Here is a 20,003-nt window from a genome sequence, read left to right as displayed (position 1 = left end):
GGAGCACAGGCCATCGGCCCCGTGCTCCAGGGCCTCGCAAAACCCGCAAACGACCTCTCCCGCGGCTGCTCCGCTGATGATGTCCTCCACATGATCGCTATAACCGTCAATCAGGTAATGTGAGGGATATCGCGTTGCTTGTGGGAGCATTGTCCGACTACCGGAGAGGCTTCTTCATGATCAATGGTCCATCCGATGCAGGTGCCGTATATCGCATTACGACCCGGATTGTCCGAGACTTGACCGGAGTTTTGTCCGCACATTCATTCAACGCCTGTTGAGCGCTGATTGCAAATTCTCGACCTGCCCGCCGAACTGGCTGATACTCGACAGTGACAATGCGCACCAACTCGCCCTCGGCATTATATGTAACCTCGAAAGTTGCAGACGCTCGTTGATAGTCCATGTCCTCGGGCAACTTCCAGCACTTGGAAGCCATATCGGCGACCAGTTGCGCGTCGTTTGCCACAGCAGGAAAAACTGCAAACAGCATCAGAATGGTTCCAACGACGCCAGTTCTAAGCATATTTCTCCCTTACGTTTTCATAGGCACGACTTCATTCCTATACGTAGTCGTTGAAGTGCGAAGGTGCTAGTCTGATACAGTTTTTGTCTGGAAATGTTGCATGGTCACCAGTCCGGATATTTCCTGTATTTTCCTGTTCATCGTCAGTTCATGCGCTAGGTTTCAGGATGCGAACTTGAAAGGAGTACGCAGAATGAACCTAGTTAAAGGACTGATCGCCGGTGTTCTCGGTGTCGGGATGCTGATCGGAGCGGGTGCAGCGAACGCAGCACCAATGCTTAACGTCGCAAAGCCAGACGTGAGTTCGAATGTCGAACAGGTCCGGGATCATCGGGGCCATCATTCACGGAAACACTGGAAGAAACGGCATCATTACCAGCGAAACCATTGGCGTTCGCATAACCGCCATTATCGTGGACCGCGCTGGCATTCACACCGTCATTACAGGCACAATGCCTGGCGCAACCATCACAGGCACCCCTATTACAGTGGGCCACGAGTGAGGCGGGGCCACTATTAATGACAGGGGCGCGCTACCGCGCGCCCTACTACCTTCGGTGCTGCTCCTTGCTCATTCATCCCTCATTGAGCAGGAAGGCTGCTCCGAAGGCTTGGGGGTTGATTTCCGGGCGACGCTTCGGCGTAGCCATTGCTATACGCAATGTTCCCTTGAGTGTTTGGCGTAAACGCGGTCCATATCGCCTCGGGATTTTGACCATTTTCCTGAGCCAACCAACCCACGCCGCTCACAACGAACGCGCACCATCATTTCGCCCGGTCACCCGGTGCGAATGGCGGCTGAGCAGGTTTCGCAATTGAAACAATTATCTTCATTTGACTTTCCTTTTGTTTTCGATTTTCATTAATTCACTTTCACACCGGCAAAGGCTGAACGTGTGATCGAGCGGAGGAACATGTCAGTTGCAAATGCGCGTGCCCTCTCTTCAGATAACGGTGATATAAACGTCAGAGATATCGCGAGAACGGCAGTCAGACGGGGCTACGTCAGGGCTCTGACCAACACGAATTGTTTTGATCCTGGCCAGCCACTCATGACCGTCAGGGGTAATAGTTGCGCTCTGCGCTATCGTCAAAATTGCGAATTGTCTGCTTATCAAAATAATCCGAACCGGGATTGTTCGAACACAGAAGATGTCTCTGCTTGTCGCGCCGCCTCACGTGAAGGCTCGCGCTTGTTGAGCGCCTGGTGCTGTGCTGTAGTATGTCGGATAGGGTCTTTTGGGAAACCCCGGTATGGTAGCGCCCGCACACTTCGTGAACACGTGACGAGACTGACCGTAGAACAGAAATTGTTGCGAAGAAACAAACTGGGCAGGTTGCTCATAAAGGGTAAGGCACAGTCCCTGAAAGCCCATATTGAGGGGATTAGCCAATAAGCGCAATAATTCCGACGGTTGGAGGAGGCCTCGGGACATATGCTGGAATTGCGAAATATCACGAAAATGGTGGGTGGAGAGACTCATATCCATTCCACAAGCCTCATTCTTCCACGCGGAAGCCTGAATGTCCTGCTCGGCCCCACCTTGTCTGGCAAGACTTCACTGATGCGTCTGATGGCCGGACTGGACAAGCCAAGCGAGGGCTCGATCCTGTTCGACGGGCAGGATGTTACCGGCATGCCCGTGCAGAAGCGCAATGTGGCGATGGTTTATCAGCAATTCATCAATTACCCGGCCTTGACCGTCTACGAAAACATTGCCTCGCCAATGCGCATTGCCGGCAAGGCACAATCGGAAATCGACAGTGAGGTTCGCAAGGCAGCGGAACTTCTCAAGCTGACGCCTTATCTGGATCGTACACCGCTCAACCTTTCCGGTGGCCAGCAACAGCGCACGGCGATTGCCCGGGCCATCGTGAAAAAGGCCAATCTGGTGCTGCTTGACGAACCGCTGGCAAATCTCGACTACAAGCTGCGTGAGGAATTACGCGAAGAGCTGCCGCGCATCTTTGCCGAATCCGGCGCAATCTTCGTCTATGCAACGACCGAACCTTCGGAAGCCCTGCTGCTCGGCGGCAATACGGCTGCGCTCTCGCAAGGCCGCATCACCCAGTTTGGCCGTACAATTGATGTATATCGCCGCCCTCTCGACCTCGTCACAGCACGCACATTTGCCGACCCGCCCTTGAACACGGCGCGCATGGTCAAGTCAGGCGACCGTTTCCTGCGGGCCGATCGCCCCGCCCTTCCCGTGCCGGGCCAGTTGGCCAAATTAAGCGACGGTCCGCTGACCATCGCCTTTCAGCCGCATCACCTGCTTGTGCAGCCAACCGAGAACACGACGGTTCCCATTCGAGCCCGTACTCTGGTGTCCGAGATCGCCGGATCGGAGAGCTTTATACATCTCGATTACGAAGGGGACCGTTGGGTCATGCTGGCGCACGGCATCCAGATCCTCGAGCCCGACCGCGAAATCGAAGTCTATCTCGACACGCGACACCTGATGGCATTCGACGAAACCGGTCGTGCAGTCGGCCATGCGGTCGATCTGGCGACGTAGGAGGGCGACGATGGCACGTATCACTCTCGATCATATCCGACACGCCTATAATGCAAAGGCACAGGCCGCAGGTGAATATGCGCTCAACATGGTCAATTATGAGTGGGAGGACGGCGGTGCCTATGCGCTGCTCGGCCCTTCCGGCTGCGGCAAGACAACTCTGCTCAACATCATCTCCGGCCTTCTGCAACCGACCGAAGGGCGTATCCTTTTCGATGGCCAGGACGTGACCGAACTTGCCACTGAGGATCGCAATATTGCGCAGGTTTTCCAGTTTCCTGTCGTTTATGACACGATGACCGTTTTCGACAATCTTGCTTTTCCGCTGCGTAATCGACGTATGCCGGAAGCGGAAGTGCAACGTCGCGTCAAGGACATTCTGGAGATGACGGACCTCGACGGCATTGCCGGGCGGCGCGCGCGCGGACTGACGGCCGATCAGAAGCAGAAGATTTCACTCGGTCGGGGTCTGGTACGCGCGAATGTAAACGCGATCCTTTTTGACGAACCGCTGACGGTTATCGATCCGCACATGAAGTGGGTGTTGCGTTCGCAACTGAAGCGCATGCACCGTCAAACGGGTTTCACGATGGTTTATGTCACACACGACCAGACGGAGGCACTGACATTCGCCGACAAGGTCGTGGTGATGCATAATGGGGAAATCGTACAGATCGGCACCCCGGCGGAATTGTTCGAGCGTCCGAAGCATACATTCGTCGGCTATTTCATCGGCTCGCCGGGCATGAACCTTATGCCAGCCCGGATCGAAGGCCGCACCGCGACAGTGGGCGCGCAAACCATTCCGCTGCCCGGCACACCGCAGACTGGCGATGCAACGCGCATCGAATTGGGTATCCGACCGGAATTTGTCAGGCTCGGTCGTGAAGGTCTGCCGATCCGTATCGACAAGGTAGAGGATATTGGACGTTACCGTATCGTGCGAGCGGGCTTCGAGGGGCAGAAACTGGCCATCGTGATCGGCGAGGATAACGAGATACCCACTGATCCGCATGTGACCTTCGATCCGAAGGCAATCGGTATATTCGCGGATTCGTGGCGCGTGGGAATGGAGGGCTGACTGTGGAAAAAAGCTGGAACAACAAGGCCTGGTTCATGGTCCTGCCGGTGCTGGTGCTGGTCGCCTTTTCTGCCGTCATTCCGCTCATGACAGTAGTGAATTATTCGGTGCAGGATACGTTCGGTAACAACCAGTTCTTCTGGGCTGGAACAGACTGGTTCGAACAGATCCTTCACTCCGGTCGCTTCTGGGATGCGCTTGGGCGCAATCTCATTTTTTCATTCATCATCCTGGCTATCCAGATACCTCTTGGTATCCTGATTGCCCTCAACATGCCCAAAAAGGGCTTCTGGGTCCCGGTGTGTCTGGTCACCATGGCATTGCCCTTGCTGATCCCGTGGAACGTGGTCGGCACGATCTGGCAGGTTTTCGGACGCAGTGACATCGGCTTGCTCGGCTATTACGCCAACTGGCTCGGACTGGATTACAATTACGTCAACGATCCGTTCGATGCCTGGGTGACGGTCATCGTCATGGACGTTTGGCACTGGACCAGCCTTGTGGTGCTGCTGTGTTATGCGAGCCTCGTATCCATCCCCGATGCCTATTATCAGGCAGCAAGGATTGATGGGGCTTCGCGCTTTTCGGTATTTCGCTACATCCAGCTACCCAAGATGAAGCGCGTTCTGCTGATCGCCGTTCTGCTCCGGTTCATGGATAGTTTCATGATCTATACTGAGCCTTTTGTGGTGACTGGCGGCGGGCCGGGCAATTCGACGACTTTCTTGTCGATCGATCTGGTCAAAATGGCACTGGGTCAATTCGATCTGGGGCCAGCAGCGGCTATGTCGCTGATCTACTTCCTCATTATCCTGCTCCTGTCGTGGGTGTTCTACACCGTCATGACAAGCCACGATCAGGAGGTGTGAGATGAACGCCGTGCAAGGAACTTCTGTAGGAGCCTCTGCGGGGACCGTTGTGGGCGGCACGCCTGCCATTGTGCCGGTTGCAAGCACCATCAGACAGCGATCAAGCAGACGAGACACGTCGCGGTTCGGCTGGTTGATCCCGACGATCTATATCGTGTTACTGCTTATCCCGATTTACTGGCTCATCAATATGAGCTTCAAGACCAATCAGGAAATCCTCACGTCGCTGACGCTCTTTCCACACCAGCCGACCTTGCAGAACTATCGCGCCATCTTTACTGACTCCGCCTGGTATTCGGGTTATATCAACTCGATCACCTATGTCGTCATGAACATGGTGATTTCAGTTTCGGTAGCGCTACCCGCGGCTTATGCCTTCTCGCGATACAATTTCCTGGGCGACAAACACCTCTTCTTCTGGCTCCTGACCAACCGAATGGCGCCACCGGCCGTGTTCGCCCTGCCGTTCTTCCAGCTCTATTCAGCCTTCGGGCTCATCGATACCCATATCGCGGTCGCACTGGCGCATTGTCTGTTCAACGTGCCGCTGGCAGTGTGGATTCTGGAAGGCTTCATGTCGGGCGTGCCGAAAGAAATCGACGAAACAGCTTATATCGACGGCTATTCGTTTCCAAAATTCTTCGTGAAGATTTTCATGCCCCTGATCGCATCAGGCATCGGCGTGGCAGCATTCTTCTGCTTCATGTTCTCCTGGGTGGAATTGCTGATTGCGCGCACACTCACGACGACTGACGCGAAGCCCATCGCCGCCACGATGACGCGCACGGTTTCCGCAGCCGGTATGGATTGGGGGCTTCTCGCTGCGGCCGGTGTTCTGACGCTGATACCCGGCGCACTGGTGATCTGGTTTGTCCGCAATTACATCGCCAAGGGCTTCGCCCTGGGGAGGGTATGACAATGTTTCATATGCCCGACTTTTCCTGGATGGCCTGGACCTGGCAGACTGCAGTGTTTTTCAGCGCGATAGCGATTCTGCTGCTGGGCATGTGCGTGTGGGAATATGTCTCGCCCGGCGGCTCGCCGCGCAACGGCATCCTGCGGTTCGAAACAACACGCGGCGACCGTTTGTTCATCTCGCTGCTCGGCAGCGCATTCATCAATCTGGCATGGCTTGGGCTGGTTGGTCCGAACCTATGGTGGGCTGTCGCCATTTCAGTGGTCTACGCCATTGGCGTATTCCGCTTTGTATAAGGAGTCCGAAGCGAGATACGTCCGCTTCATGCAGTAGTGGGCTCGGGGGACATACCGCGCCCAAAAAGTCGATATGCACTCGCAAGCTTTGGGAGGATCAACATGCGACGGCATCTAATGACGACTACGGCACTCATCGTGCTGGCAATGACAGGTGCAGCTTCGGCAGGAATGGATGAGGCGAAGCAATTTCTCGACAAGGAAATCGGCGACCTTTCATCCCTGTCGCGCGCCGATCAGGAAAAGGAAATGCAGTGGTTCATCGATGCGGCCAAGCCTTTCCAGGGCATGGATATTAAAGTCGTTTCGGAATCGCTGACCACCCATGATTATGAATCCAAGGTGCTGGCGCCCGCATTTACCGCCATCACCGGCATCAAGGTCACGCACGACATCATTCAGGAAGGGGATGTCGTCGAAAAAATCCAGACCCAGATGCAGACCGGCCAGAATCTTTATGACGGCTGGGTCAACGACTCCGATCTGATCGGCACGCACTGGCGCTATCAGCAAGTGCGCAACCTGACCGACTTCATGGCCAATGAAGGCAGGGACGTTACCAATCCGGGCCTTGATCTGGACGACTTCATCGGCAGCAAGTTCACCACTGCCCCGGACAAGAAACTCTACCAGCTTCCCGACCAGCAGTTCGCCAACCTCTACTGGTTCCGTTACGACTGGTTCAACGACGAAAAGAACAAGGCCGACTTCAAAGCCAAGTATGGTTACGATCTCGGCGTTCCGGTCAACTGGTCGGCATATGAGGACATCGCCGAATTCTTCACCGGCCGCGAGCTCGATGGCAAAAAGGTCTACGGCCATATGGACTACGGCAAGAAGGACCCGTCACTCGGCTGGCGCTTCACCGATGCCTGGCTCTCCATGGCCGGTAACGGTGACAAGGGCCTGCCGAACGGTTTGCCTGTCGACGAATGGGGCATCAAGGTCGATGACCAGTCGCGTCCCGTCGGCTCGTGCGTCGCGCGCGGCGGCGACACCAACGGGCCGGCTTCAGTCTACGCCATCCAGAAATATCTCGACTGGATCAAGGCCTATGCTCCGGCGGAGGCCCAGGGCATGACCTTCTCGGAATCCGGCCCTGTCCCATCGCAGGGCAATATTGCCCAGCAGATCTTCTGGTACACGGCGTTTACAGCGGATATGGCCAAGCCTGGACTGCCCGTTGTGAATGAGGACGGAACGCCCAAATGGCGCGTTGCCCCCTCCCCGCACGGTGTTTACTGGAAAGACGGCATGAAGCTCGGCTATCAGGACGTGGGTTCCTGGACACTGATGAAATCCACTCCAGATGACCGCGCCAAGGCTGCGTGGCTCTATGCGCAGTTTGTGACGTCCAAGACGGTCGATGTGAAAAAGAGCCATGTGGGACTGACCTTCATTCGTGACTCGTCCATCCATCACCAGAACTTTACGGACAGGGCACCCAAGCTCGGCGGTCTCGTCGAGTTCTATCGGTCTCCGGCCAGGGTACAGTGGTCGCCGACCGGCACCAACGTTCCTGACTATCCAAAGCTGGCCCAGCTTTGGTGGCAGGCGATCGGCGATGCATCGTCAGGCGCGAAAACAGCGCAAGGAGCGATGGATTCGCTTTGCGCGGAACAGGAAAAAGTTCTCGCGCGTCTGGAGCGCGCAGGGGTTCAAGGTGACATCGGACCGAAACTCGCCGAAGAGCATGACATCGAATACTGGAACAAGGATGCCGTTTCCAAGGGCAACCTCGCTCCTCAGTTGAAGATAGAAAACGAGAAGGAAAAGCCGGTTACGGTCAATTACGACGAACTGGTCAAGAGTTGGCAGAAGTAAAGCCGACGCGAAAACTCGTCGGTCGGCCTGTTGCGCCGACCGACAAACTACCTGTGGGAACCACATTGCGTGCAGCGACAATGCAATGTGGTTGGCTACAGAAAACCGTTCGGGACTGACAGTAGCGACAATCCACTCCCGAGGCGTGCAGGTTTATTTGATACGCTGAATTTCCGAATTCAATCTATTATCATCGAATACAGATCAAATCCGTCTTCTTTTAACATGCGGCCTTACAATATCCGCTGATATTGACAAGAAAAACTGCGTGATATTCTATCCTAATGCCGCGTTTTACCAACGCGGATCACCACAAAGGGAGGACAGAATGGATATCAGGCCGTCTATCTTTGCCTGGACTTTGACTTGCTCGCTGGCAGTATCCGGCGTTGCATTTTCGCAGGAGCCTCGCACGAAAGTCATCTTGGACGCTGACATGGTCGAGCTATTCGACGATGGTACCGCCATGCTCCTGCTGGAGCGGGCTCCCAACATCGATCTGCTCGGCGTGACTGTCGTTTCGGGGAATACGCCCATGCCAGCGGGTGTGGCTGCGGGTGTCCGACAACTGGAAGCGCTCGGCTCCGATGTGCCCATCTATGAAGGCAGCCGGTATGGTATTCGCAACTGGCGAGGAAATCGGGCCGCTCCAGACGTTCTGGCAGCCGAATTGCAGATCAGCCCTATCACAGGCTGGGGTGGCTATCTGCGACCGGATGCCGGCAATGAGATCGATGCGGATCCCACGGCAAAATGGCCCGACGTCTATAAGTACAAATATGGCGAAGCGCCAACCTATAAGCGGGTATATGGCCTGGATAATCCGGACCCGGACGGAAACAGAGACGCCGTGGACTTCCTTGTCGACACCGTCAACAAATATCCCGGCCAGGTTAAGCTGGTAGCAATCGGCCCACTCACCAATATTGCGAGGGCTATTCTCAAAGACCCGAGCTTTCCATCGAAGGTCGCCGAAATTGTTTATATGGGTGGCGCTTTCTATGTCCCCGGAAATTCATCAGCGTCGGCAGAGTTCAACTGGTGGGCGGACCCAGAAGCCGCCAAGATCAGTGTCCGAGCCAAATGGGGGGACCCGAAATCCGAAACCTTCAAAGCATACGGCAATCAGGTAATCTCCGGTCTGGAAGCCAATGAACATACAGGAGGAATGCCAGAGGGTCTGTATCGGCAAATGGTCGATAACAGCCCTCCCGGCATCAAGAAGCTCTGGCTTGCACGAGAGGAAAAGATCAAGGCGGACGGCGGGGCAGTATTCGGGCCCGACAATGTGTGGGACCTGTTTGCCGCAGCCTATGTCATCGATCCGTCAATCGTTCTGGCCTGGAACAACGCCCCTCGCCCGGCAAATGGTGCGGCTGCGCCTATCAGCGGTGTGTATGTCGACGTGAACACGGAGATGGGCCTGGACTATGGCCGAAGCCTTGCTTTCACCAACAATGATATTGGAGGCAATGCGGAAGCAAAACCGGGACCGGTCGGCACGCAAAAGGCTGCTATTCAGAACTACATCGATGAAGACAAGTTCTGGAAAGAGATCGTAGTTCCGTTGACCACCAGTTCGAAGAAGTAACTGCAAGCTTTAGCCCGGCGCGATTTGAAACATAAAGCGCCGGGTTCCAGAGCGCGTTTCGATCTGATCGATGGCCCCTTTGACTAGCTTGGACCTACTCTTCCCATCTTACCGTCAGCGAACCCGTCGTAATAGCCTCTCACGATAGGTATCGACAATAACGGCGAGGATGATCACGGTACCGATGATGATTGGTTTGTAGTTATCGCCGATACCGAGCAATTGCAGGCCCGTCGCCAGGACCTGCAGGATGCAGGCACCAGCCAGCGTGCCGACGATTGAACCTTTGCCGCCGAACAGGCTCGTCCCACCGATGATGACGGCCGCGATCGCATTGAGTTCGTAGCCGACGCCTGCAATCGGGCTTCCGATGTTCAGGCGCAGGAGATAAACAACCGCAGCGATACCCGCAGTGACACCGGAAATGACAAAGGCGGCTACTTTGTAGGCGTCAGGATTGTGTCCCGACAAGCGCACCGCCTCATCATTCGCGCCGACCGCATAGATCATGCGGCCGAAGACGGTGAAGCGCAAAATGAACCATCCAACAGCAATCACCACCACTGCGATCAGGAAAATCGACGGCAGGAAACCGCCGACAATCAGATTGCCGAAATCGACGAACCCCTGCGGAAGACCGGTGATGGTGGAATTGTTGGAAACCACACGCGCCGCACCGGCGGCGATATTCAGCATACCCAGAGTGACAATGAAAGACGGGATTTTCCAGTAGGTCGACACCTTGCCGTTGATGAACCCGCACAGCCCGCCAACGGCGATACACCCCAGGACAGCCAGCGGGATTGACAGGGCCGGATCCAGACCCGACGTCATGATAAGGGCGCCGACGACCGTGCATAATGCGAGAACTGAGCCGACTGAAAGGTCAATGCCACCAGTCAGGATGACAAAAGTCATACCCGCAGCCAGAACCGTGTTGATGGCGATCTGAACGAAGATCTTCAGCGCATTGCCCGACGTTGCGAAATAGGGTGCGGTGACGGAAAACACCAGCGTAATCAGGATCAGCGCCAGAAATACACCGGCATCGCGCAACAGAAAGCGCTTCAGCTTCTGGCGGTCAACAGCGCCGGGATGTTCGGCAGGTGCGGAAGTGGGCTCTGTCATGCGTGAACATGCTCCTGATAAGCGAGCGAAAGAATACGCTCTTGGTCGAATTGCGACCGATCCAGTTCTCCCACCAGTTTGCCATTGGAGAAAACAATAATGCGGTGACACATGCCGATCAGCTCGGGCAGATCCGAGGAAATCATGATAATTGCTTTCCGGTTGGCGGCCAGCATCCACAGGAGTTGATAGATTTCGCGCCTTGCGCCAACATCGACCCCACGTGTCGGCTCATCCAGTATCAGTGTGGACGACCCGCGGAACAACCATTTTGCCAGAACCACCTTTTGCTGATTGCCGCCGGAGAGATTACGCACCGGCGTGTCGATGGAAGATGTCTTGACGCGCAGCCGCTCGATGAGCTCGGTCACAGCGGCTTTCTCCACGCTGCTGTCCAACAAACCGCCATGCGAAATCTTTTTCAGATCGGTGATCGTGGCGTTGACGTATACAGGCATATCCAGCAGGAGCCCCTGGCTCTTACGGTCTTCGGTCAGGAAACCGAGACCGTTGCGCACAGCATCACGCGGGTCGCGAATCTTCACCGGCCTGCCATCAACATCGATTTCCCCAGCCGATCTTGGATCCGCGCCAAAGATCGCACGCATCACCTCGGTGCGACCCGATCCGACCAGACCGGCAACACCCAGAATTTCACCTTGCCGGACCGAGAATGAAACCGGTGGAGCCTTGCTGTTGCGCTTCACCCCCTTCACCTCCAACGCGACGGAACCGGGCTTTATATCGGCGTTGAAGCTGTACTCGTCCGCAATGTCACGACCAATCATCATACGCACCAGATCCGGCACATTCAGTCCCTGCAGGTTGCGCGTCTCGACCAGACGGCCGTTGCGCAATACCGTCACGCGGTCGCCAATCTCGAAGACCTCGTGCAGACGGTGGGAAATGTAGATGATCGTGACACCTTTCGTCTTCAGGCGCTTGATGATCGCAAACAGCCGTTCGATTTCCGGCGGCGTCAATGTCGCCGTTGGCTCATCCAGAACCAGCAGTTTGCTGTCATAGCCGAGCGCCTTGGCGATCTCGACCAACTGCATTTGTGCAACGCCAAGCTCCGAAACCGGCATGCGCGGGTCGAGCGCGAGGCCGACCTCGGCCAGCAATTCATCGGCACGCCGGTTCAGTGTTGCCCGGTCCATGATACCGAAACGCCTCGGCAGGCTCTCCAGCATCAGATTTTCCGCAATGGAAAGATGCGACAGCAGGTTGAGTTCCTGATGCACGATGCGAATACCCTGAACCTGCGCATCATGCGGGGTCTTTGGCCTATAGGGCTGGCCGTTCAGAAAAATTTCACCCGTATCGGGCTGGTATATGCCCGCCAGAAGCTTGATAAGGGTCGATTTACCCGCACCGTTTTCGCCTAGGATGATATGCGTCTCGCCGCGCTGCAGCTCCAGCGCGATACCATTCAGCGCAACCACACCCGGAAAGGTCTTGCCGACATTTTCCAATCTCAAAATGACGTCGGCTGACTGCATGTCTGTTCCTGCCTGCCGGATAAAGAGGCGCGGCGCCTGGAGCGCCGCCCCTTAGAACGCGTTTCGATCTGATCGAATCAGATCGGCGCTCTAACCATTTGTTTTGACGCGCATCTTATCCGAAAAGCGTTTCACACTTTTCGGGATGCGCTCTAATTGGCGATGTTTCAGAGATCCTGGGCGGTGATCAGCTTGATATCCGTCTTCACCCAGCCAGAGAATTTCTCGCCCGCCAGTTCCTTGAGGCCGTAATCTATGCCCATGGCAGCCATCTGCGCACCGAATTGATCGACCGTGGCCAACATCTTGCCGTCCTTGATCAAGGGCTGGACAGCAGGAATATTGTCGAAACCCACGACCTTTATCTGACCTGATTTTCCGGCAGCATCCAGCGCCTTCACGACGCCGAGTGCCATGGAATCGTTGGCAGCCATCACGCCCTGAATGTCCTGATATTGGGTCAGGAAGTTTGTCATCAGCGTGTTGGCCTCTTCCGTCTCCCAATGTGCTGTCTTGGAATCGAGCAGCGTCAATCCGCCTTCGGCCACGGCATCGTCAAAACCCTTCTTGCGCTCCTTGGCATTGTCGGCTTCCGGATTGCCTTCGAGGATCACCACCTTGGCACCTTTGCCCAGATCCTTGGCAAGCGCCATGCCGGCAAGCTTTGCTCCTTCGCGATTGTCAGGACCGAAAAAGGCAAGATCGACACCGGCCTGCTTTTTCGCCTCTTCATCGAGCGCCACATCAATGTTGATGACCTTGATTCCGGCTTCCAGAGCCTTCTTCACCGGCGTCACCATGGCTTTGGAATCGGCTGGAGCCAGCACAATCACGTTGAACTGCTGTGTAATAAAATTCTCGACCGCATCGACCTGAGCGGCAAAATCCCGCTCATCCTTCATGCCAACAGCCGCGAATGAGAACTTATCGGTGTTTTTGGCGGCATAATCCTCAGCGCCTGCCTGCATCTGCTTGAAGAACTCGTTGGCGAGCGACTTCATGACCAGACCGACTTTGGGTGTGTCCGCCGCAAAAGATGGTAAGGACGGTAGAAGCAGAGCACCTGCGCCCAGTGCGCTCGAGGTTATAAACTGGCGTCGTGAAATTGAAACCCGACCCAGTCCTGTAAAAATGGAACCTTTAGTCATGAATTCCTCCCCTCACTTCAGTAATAATCTGCCGTGTTACTGCAGCGTAGTGCGGGCGATAGAATACTGTCAAGACGGCAAGTTAAAGGGAGACGTTTACGGTTTCCGCCCTGCATAACGGAAACCATGTGGCATGAACCGGATCACGCTTCGACTGCATGCTGGTTGCTATCACAGGATGTTCAAAGTGTCAGAAGATTTGACTGCGATAGCTGGAACCGGCGACGGTCTGGCTGGTTAATGGCCATGGCGGGCGCAAACCAACAATGGGCAGGTGCCATGTACAAATTTTCGGCAATTGTAGCTGTAATGATATCGGCTCTCGTTTCAACCGTTCCCGCGCACGCACAGAGCATCGAAATAGGCCCTAACGGCATCCAGGTCATTCCGGACGGGGATGGACGCCCCAGCCGCGATGAAATCAGCGAACGTCGGGCAGCGAGAATTGCGCGCAGTGAAGGGATGGAGGAAGTCGACAGCGTTTCAAGACGTAGAAGCGTCTATATTGTCCGGGGAATAGACCGTCGTGACAACGAGATGCGCGTGGTCATTGATCGTCGCACCGGCGAAGTACTCGAAGTGCGCTAACCGTGATGCCAAGATGGGCAATAGCTGCGCCACAGCAGAGGAAATCAAAGCCAAGACGAATGAAGTTCTTGCCGACGATCCCTCAACGACACCTCAGCAGCCTGATCCCGCAACGACCGAGGCTTCACAGCCCCAGCAGAATGAAACACCGGCCCAATAATCGTCAGAAGACAGCGGTGCCCTCCCCGCCTGCCTGCATTACGGCAGGTAACGAGTTCCACCCGCCGAATTAGAGCATAATCCGACCGGAGTGAAACGAGGATCGATAAGATTATGCTTGAAATAGAATAAGTTAGAGCGCCGATCTGATTCATTCAGATCGGCGCTCTAACGGCTGGCGACGGAACGCCCCGGACAATCAACGAAAATGCGGCCCGAAGGCCGCATCTATTTCACGAAAAATATTGGCGCCTCTTAGAGGTCATACTGCTTCCGCGCGATCTCTCCAAGTCCGGCAGCATCCAGGCTTTTCAACGGAGCCAGGAAGGTAACCTGGATCACACCGGGATCACGACCTATTTCGATTGCGCCATTTACAGTCGCACGATTTCGGACTTCCGCCACGCTCATACCAAGCAGTTTCGCAGCTCTTTCCAATCCGTTCACAATAGCCGCATTCATGTTTGGCGCCGTGCCTATAACAGAAATCGGCGCGACCTCTTCCGTATTCTTCACGCCCCACTGTTGAGCCAGCTTTGCCGCCTTCAATTTTTCTTCTGTGCTGAAGGGGCGCGCCAAAGGAGGAAGATCTTCAAGCAAGGGGAAAAGAACGGGACCGTCATTATTGTAGTGCTTGAGTACTTCAACCTGAAGCGTGACACTTCCCGCGACGTCCATCGTGTGCCCGGCTATTTCTCCATCCCCCTGAGAGGCATGCATGTCTCCCATGTAAACACCGGCACCCTTCACCTTCACCGGGCAGACAAGAACGGCTCCGGCGCGAACAGCGTCGACATCCATGTGGCCATCCGTCTTGTGTTCCTGCAATTGCTCGGCTGTGAGTGCGTAATTGTGCGGTGCCCCAACCAGGAACGCGCCGAAATCACCGGCATTATGAGAATCCGGCATCGCTATTGACGGCGTTGTGCCTAGCTGCCCTAGAAATGGACGCATGCGCACGATTGCGCCGACAAGGTCGGACGGCGCATAATTCAAGATAGAATGCTGCACCGAGTTGTCAGGCAACGAGGCGTAATGATCGGCTCTTTCAGCAATCTTCCGCGCAGCATCTTGAGGCAATGTAAGGCCAACCGACTGCGTATCATCGAAAACAACCGTATAACCATGTTCCATTGAGAACGGTTTGACCGCGTTACCGCATTTATTGCATCGAACAGAATTCTGGCCAACGCCTTCGATATGCGTCTCCGGCCAAACCTCGTCACAGGTTGGGCAACGTGCGGCGACAAACGGATCCCCCAGACAAAACTGGTTGGAAACCGTGTCATGTCCGGAAGCCGTTGCCAGCGAGGTCACCGAAATATCGCGAATACGGATGACAACGCCATCACCAACCTCGGCTCCGTCGATGAATACAGGCTTGGTTACTTCGTGACCGCCGCGCAACCGAGGCGTAATCATCGGTCCCCAGCAGCCTGGAGCTGTATTGGCGATAATCGTTCCACCATTTTGAAGAGGCCCGAGCATTGGCTGGTTCGGGTCGAGAACGCTGTTCGTGAAACCGTCAACAAGTATGCTACGTTTGGCGCGCGAAGAATTACTGTCAGCCATGGCTGCCTCCATTTCAATGAATGCCGGCAGGATACGGCGGCCCACAGCGAATAGCATCTGATAATATCGCGTCTTTAAGTCGCGAAAGGCCCCTCCAATAGTCAGGCAATCTATACTAGAGCATTTCCAGCAAAAGTGCGAAGCGGTTTTGCGTAGGATAATGCGACAGAACAAATACTTAGAGCGGGTCGAGAACATCGTAACACATCAGCCCGACAACCGAATGAGATTGTATATCGAGCAATATTGCCTCCGAGAATCTGATCAAGCGCCGTTCACCGCCAGAAATGGATCTCTGGCGGCAAACCAACGGCCCGGCGATGACGGTCATTTTCTGTCAGATGTCGCCGAACACGATGCTATCCGGGCTAATATCCGACAAGGTCACACCTTCGAGCAGAATGCCGTGATCCGTCGCCCCGTTGAAGGAGACGAACAAGCCGGCATCCGTGTCCCGAGATGCCGTCACAAAGCTATCGAAGTCGTCGATACCGGTACTGTTCTGGGCGATGTAGGAAAATTCCAGAACGTCGCCTTCCGCCCCGCTAAAATCCCGTACGGTATCAATGCCTGTTCCGTCAGGTGCCAGAATATCCCATACGAAATTATCTGCGCCTGCGCCTCCGATCAATTCATCCGCACCCTCGCCGCCATCCAGACGGTCATTACCCTCACCGCCATCCAGCCTGTCATCTCCGGCATTGGCATTAAGGAAATCGTCGCCAGCTCGGCCCACCAGGAAATCAGCGCCAGAACCCGTCTGGAAAATATCGCGACCCTCAAAACCATAGAGGCTGTTGTCGTTAGCACCGGATACAGTGACTGCTATTTCCTCGATGTTCATGAAGCTGAGACCTGTCGGGGTTTGTCCAGTCGAAAGATCGAGATCCACCGCCGCGCTCCTGCCATCAAGGCTGACATCGAGATGGTCGAAACCTTCGCCGCCGTCCGCCACGCCAGTGCTTGTGGTTAAAAACCAGTCGTCGCCGCTTCCGCCCCGCATGACGTTGAAACCATCGCCTCCAGACAGGATATCGTTTCCGGAGCCGCCATCAAGAATATCGTCACCTTCATCCCCGTAGATGTCATCATCACCGGCTTCACCAAACAATGTGTCGTTTCCGGTACCGCCTGAGAGCGAATCTCGTCCCGCACCACCCAGAATCCGGTCGTCACCAGCGCCGCCGGACAGAACATAATCGTCGCCATCCGCTCCGTTGATCAGATCGTCGCCATCGCCACCCCAGACGGAATCGCGCCCCGCACCCGCAAAGAGCTGATCGTTACCAGCATCACCATTCAACACATCATCGCCAACACCGGATATGATCACATCATTGCCCGCACCGCCGCTGGCTTTGACAAATGCAAAAGTGGTTGCGTCGAGATAGTCGTTACCCTTGCCTGACTGAATCTCAAGCTGTTCAATACTGCTGAAATAGATGTGGTCGGCGGCACTATTCCCCATCATGAGATGACCGGCGCCAAGGCTGATATCCTGATCGCGCATATAGAGATCGATGATCATGCGATCTACACCCGACCCTCCTGCGATCGCACCGCCTGTATTAAAAATGGCAAACTGGTCGTCTCCACCGTCGCCGTCAATTCTGTCAAATCCATCTGCTGTTCGGATACGGTCGTCGCCCAGGCCTGTCGTGATGAAATCGTTGCCTTTACCTCCGTCTACAACGTCATCACCAGCATAGGTCGCGATATAGTCCGCATTGTCCGTTCCGACGATATGATCGTCTTCCGCCGTCCCTGGAATTCGAGCCATTGTCCTCTCCCTCACTAAATAGAGAGAGTATAATTTTCAATGCCATCAATTCTGTCAAATATATTGAAATGATACCAATATACTTATAAAATTGAAATATCCCCTTCTTTAAAGGAAGAGAAATAAAAATTTATATTGCAGATCGGACTGAATGAGGAGGAGGCGAAGCCAATACCGCCGTGGAAGTGACCGGCCGGATGCAGGCAGAACCACAGGCACAGTAAAGATGAACTGCCAGCGATACGCCTAGAGCATGTCTCCCGAAAGTGGGAACCGGTTTCGGGATAAAGACATGCGTAAAAACAAATGGATAGAGCATTTCCAATGATTCAATCAAAACAGGAAATGCTCTAGCTGCCCTTGAAGCCGAACCGCAGCGGTTCAGCCCTCCTGTTGTCTACCGGATACCGGAATACGCAAAGCGGTATTTGTGTCGAATAGATGCAGGCTATCTGCCATCACGTCGAGCCCTATATTCTGGCCTTCCCGCAGACGCATTGAAGCTGGAACAGCGATATTGAAAAAGTGCTTGCCGGTGCGAATTGTAACCAGACGATTCTCACCGTGAAATTCGTTGCGTTCAATCTCACCGCGAATTTGCCCTCCTTCCTCATTCAGACTGAATGAACCTGGGCGTATGCCGACCGTTACCGGACCCTGATGTAGCCCGGAAGGACAGGGCAAGCGGATGGTTTCGTCTGCAAGCTGTCCATCACTGGCATTGAGTTCGAAGAAATTCATATTGGGCGTGCCAATAAAGCCAGCAGCGAATAGCGTTGCGGGAGCCTGATAGATTTCCTCAGGCGTTCCCATCTGCTCTATGCGGCCATCCTTCATCAGCACGATCCGGTCTGCCAAAGTCATCGCTTCAAGCTGATCGTGGGTTACATAAATGCTGGTCGTCTTCAGTTCATGATGAAGATTGGCGATTTCGACCCGAAGACTCCCACGCAATTTTGCGTCGAGGTTGGACAATGGTTCATCGAACAGGAACACGTCCGGTGTTTTTATCATTGCGCGTGCGATCGCAACGCGCTGCTGCTGCCCTCCAGAGAGTTCCGCAGGTTTGCGTGCGAGATACGCTTCAAGCCCCAGCGCCGTCACCACCGGCGCCAATCGGGTAGCGATGGTCTGTTTGGGGGTGCCCGCGCGCTCCAGCCCGAAAACGATATTCTCCTGAACAGTCATGTGCGGATAGAGCGCATAGTTCTGGAACACCATGGCTATGCCGCGGTCACCGGGGTCGCGATCATTCACTCGCTGGCCGCCGATCATAAGGTCGCCGCCAGTGATTTCTTCAAGCCCGGCAATCATTCTCAGGATTGTGGATTTTCCGCAACCGGAAGGACCAAGGAAAACCACGAACTCATGATCATTGATTGCGAGGTTGAAATCACGGATAACTTCCTGTGCACCATATCGCTTCAGCATGGACCGGCATTCCACGGCGGCCATCAGATTGTCTCCTCGTTCAGGATGATCTGCAGCTTGATATCGGTCGCACGGCCTTCAGCCGCCCGATTGAAAGCGGCAATGGATTGTTCGAACGGAAAAGTCTCCGAAATCAGTGGCTTCAGGTTCACTTTGCCTGCACCAATCAAGGCAAGCGCACGATCGAACACATTGGCATAGCGGAAGACCGTTTCGATCCGGCATTCCCGTGCCGTTGCAGCCGAAATATCGAACGGCACCGGCTCCGGTGGCAAGCCGACCAGCACGACCGTGCCGCCAGGGCGCACGATCTTGAACAGGTCGCGAACGGCTGCCGCCGCTCCAGAACATTCGAAGACGATATCCGCTCCCCAATTGCCGGTTGCATCATTGACTGCATCCACGATGTCCGTTTCGCGAAGATTGATGCCTGTGATGCCATCATAGGTTTCTGCCAGTTTCAGCTTGGCATCCGAAAGATCCGAGATCAGGACGCGGGAACAGCCTCCCGCCAAGGCCGCCAGAGCGACCATGATGCCGATTGTGCCGCAACCGGTCACGACGGCCGTATCGCCCGGATTAATGCGCGCGCGCGTTGCAGCCTGCATGCCAACGGCGAAGGGCTCGACCATCGCGCCTTCTGCAAAAGATACGTTGTCGGGCAGCTTATATGTGAAGTTTGCGGCATGGATCGTTTCGGGACACAAAATTCCGTGGATAGGTGGAGTTGCCCAGAAACGCACAGCCGGATCGACGTTGTAGAGACCAAGCTTCGAAGCGCGAGATAGCGGATCAGGAATGCCCGGCTCCATACAAACACGGTCTCCCGGCTTAAGGTGTGTTACATTCCCGCCGACCTCGATCACCGTGCCTGCTGCTTCATGACCAAGCACCATTGGTTGTTCGACCACGAAGTCTCCGATGCGCCCATGCGTATAATAGTGCACATCGCTCCCGCACACCCCCACCGTATGCAGTTTAATGCGAACGTCATCCGGCCCCATGTCGGCAGGCAGCGCAATATCGCGCAGATTCAATTCGCCGATGCGTTCCAGAACAAGTGCTTTCATCGG

At 55.0% G+C, this 20,003-nt stretch carries 17 protein-coding genes; 10 read left to right on the top strand and 7 right to left on the bottom strand.

What is annotated here, in order from left to right; all coding sequences use genetic code 11:
• The 9 genes from FIB18_RS20035 to FIB18_RS19990 all read left to right on the top strand — a co-directional run.
• The coding region (locus tag FIB18_RS20035; protein ID WP_268898999.1) for a phosphate acyltransferase at positions 1-123 on the top strand (123 nt) is incomplete at its 5' end.
• Positions 124-834: 711 nt separating this feature from the next.
• A complete protein-coding gene (locus FIB18_RS20025) occupies positions 835-1,029 on the top strand; it encodes a hypothetical protein (protein ID WP_140022370.1) in 195 nt (64 codons plus the stop codon).
• A 933-nt stretch (positions 1,030-1,962) separates the two neighbouring features.
• Complete coding sequence (locus FIB18_RS20020; RefSeq protein WP_140022369.1) at positions 1,963-3,045, top strand: ABC transporter ATP-binding protein; 1,083 nt, start codon at positions 1,963-1,965, stop codon at positions 3,043-3,045.
• Positions 3,046-3,055: 10 nt separating this feature from the next.
• A complete protein-coding gene (locus FIB18_RS20015; RefSeq protein ID WP_140022368.1) occupies positions 3,056-4,126 on the top strand; it encodes an ABC transporter ATP-binding protein in 1,071 nt (356 codons plus the stop codon).
• Between the two features lie 2 nt (positions 4,127-4,128).
• Complete coding sequence (locus FIB18_RS20010; protein WP_105543890.1) at positions 4,129-4,995, top strand: carbohydrate ABC transporter permease; 867 nt, start codon at positions 4,129-4,131, stop codon at positions 4,993-4,995.
• 1 nt (position 4,996) lies between these two features.
• Positions 4,997-5,911 (top strand): carbohydrate ABC transporter permease, encoded by a 915-nt coding sequence (locus FIB18_RS20005; protein ID WP_140022367.1) that lies wholly within the window; start codon positions 4,997-4,999, stop codon positions 5,909-5,911.
• A 2-nt stretch (positions 5,912-5,913) separates the two neighbouring features.
• On the top strand, positions 5,914-6,207 hold the full coding sequence (locus tag FIB18_RS20000) for a DUF2160 domain-containing protein (RefSeq protein WP_140022366.1): 294 nt from the start codon (positions 5,914-5,916) through the stop codon (positions 6,205-6,207).
• Positions 6,208-6,309: 102 nt separating this feature from the next.
• Positions 6,310-8,031 carry an ABC transporter substrate-binding protein gene (locus FIB18_RS19995; RefSeq protein WP_140022365.1) on the top strand — a complete coding sequence of 574 codons (1,722 nt, stop codon included), beginning with the start codon at positions 6,310-6,312 and terminating at the stop codon, positions 8,029-8,031.
• 328 nt (positions 8,032-8,359) lie between these two features.
• Complete coding sequence (locus FIB18_RS19990; RefSeq protein ID WP_140022364.1) at positions 8,360-9,622, top strand: nucleoside hydrolase; 1,263 nt, start codon at positions 8,360-8,362, stop codon at positions 9,620-9,622.
• 114 nt (positions 9,623-9,736) lie between these two features.
• Here FIB18_RS19990 and FIB18_RS19985 read toward each other — a convergent pair whose 3' ends face one another.
• The 3 genes from FIB18_RS19985 to FIB18_RS19975 all read right to left on the bottom strand — a co-directional run bounded on the left by FIB18_RS19985 (position 9,737) and on the right by FIB18_RS19975 (position 13,400).
• Positions 9,737-10,750: an ABC transporter permease gene (locus FIB18_RS19985; protein WP_140022363.1), complete on the bottom strand. Its 1,014-nt coding sequence runs from the start codon at positions 10,748-10,750 to the stop codon at positions 9,737-9,739.
• Positions 10,747-12,252 (bottom strand): sugar ABC transporter ATP-binding protein, encoded by a 1,506-nt coding sequence (locus FIB18_RS19980; RefSeq protein WP_140022362.1) that lies wholly within the window; start codon positions 12,250-12,252, stop codon positions 10,747-10,749. The genes FIB18_RS19985 and FIB18_RS19980 overlap by 4 nt, the downstream gene beginning before the upstream one ends.
• 167 nt (positions 12,253-12,419) lie before the next feature.
• Entirely contained in the window at positions 12,420-13,400 is a 981-nt protein-coding gene (locus FIB18_RS19975; RefSeq protein WP_140022361.1) for a sugar ABC transporter substrate-binding protein, read from the bottom strand.
• Between the two features lie 279 nt (positions 13,401-13,679).
• On the opposite strand from FIB18_RS19975, the gene FIB18_RS19970 reads away from it, so the two are divergent.
• Positions 13,680-13,988, top strand: coding sequence for a PepSY domain-containing protein (locus FIB18_RS19970; protein ID WP_140022360.1), 309 nt, complete (start codon positions 13,680-13,682; stop codon positions 13,986-13,988).
• 414 nt (positions 13,989-14,402) lie between these two features.
• On the opposite strand, the gene FIB18_RS19965 is transcribed toward FIB18_RS19970, so the two are convergent.
• The 4 genes from FIB18_RS19965 to FIB18_RS19950 all read right to left on the bottom strand — a co-directional run bounded on the left by FIB18_RS19965 (position 14,403) and on the right by FIB18_RS19950 (position 20,000).
• On the bottom strand, positions 14,403-15,719 hold the full coding sequence (locus FIB18_RS19965) for an acetamidase/formamidase family protein (RefSeq protein WP_140022359.1): 1,317 nt from the start codon (positions 15,717-15,719) through the stop codon (positions 14,403-14,405).
• Positions 15,720-16,056: 337 nt separating this feature from the next.
• The gene (locus FIB18_RS19960) at positions 16,057-17,499 is read right to left on the bottom strand and encodes a calcium-binding protein (protein WP_140022358.1); all 1,443 of its coding nucleotides are present in this window, start codon (positions 17,497-17,499) and stop codon (positions 16,057-16,059) included.
• Positions 17,500-17,880: 381 nt separating this feature from the next.
• The gene (locus FIB18_RS19955) at positions 17,881-18,954 is read right to left on the bottom strand and encodes an ABC transporter ATP-binding protein (protein ID WP_140022357.1); all 1,074 of its coding nucleotides are present in this window, start codon (positions 18,952-18,954) and stop codon (positions 17,881-17,883) included.
• Entirely contained in the window at positions 18,954-20,000 is a 1,047-nt protein-coding gene (locus FIB18_RS19950; RefSeq protein WP_140022356.1) for an NAD(P)-dependent alcohol dehydrogenase, read from the bottom strand. Before FIB18_RS19950 ends, FIB18_RS19955 begins: the two co-directional genes overlap by 1 nt.
• Positions 20,001-20,003 lie beyond the last annotated feature (3 nt).

The sequence above is a fragment of the Brucella pecoris genome, from assembly GCF_006376675.1.
Classification (GTDB): domain Bacteria; phylum Pseudomonadota; class Alphaproteobacteria; order Rhizobiales; family Rhizobiaceae; genus Brucella; species Brucella pecoris.
This window is presented reverse-complemented; position numbering and strand designations above follow the sequence as displayed.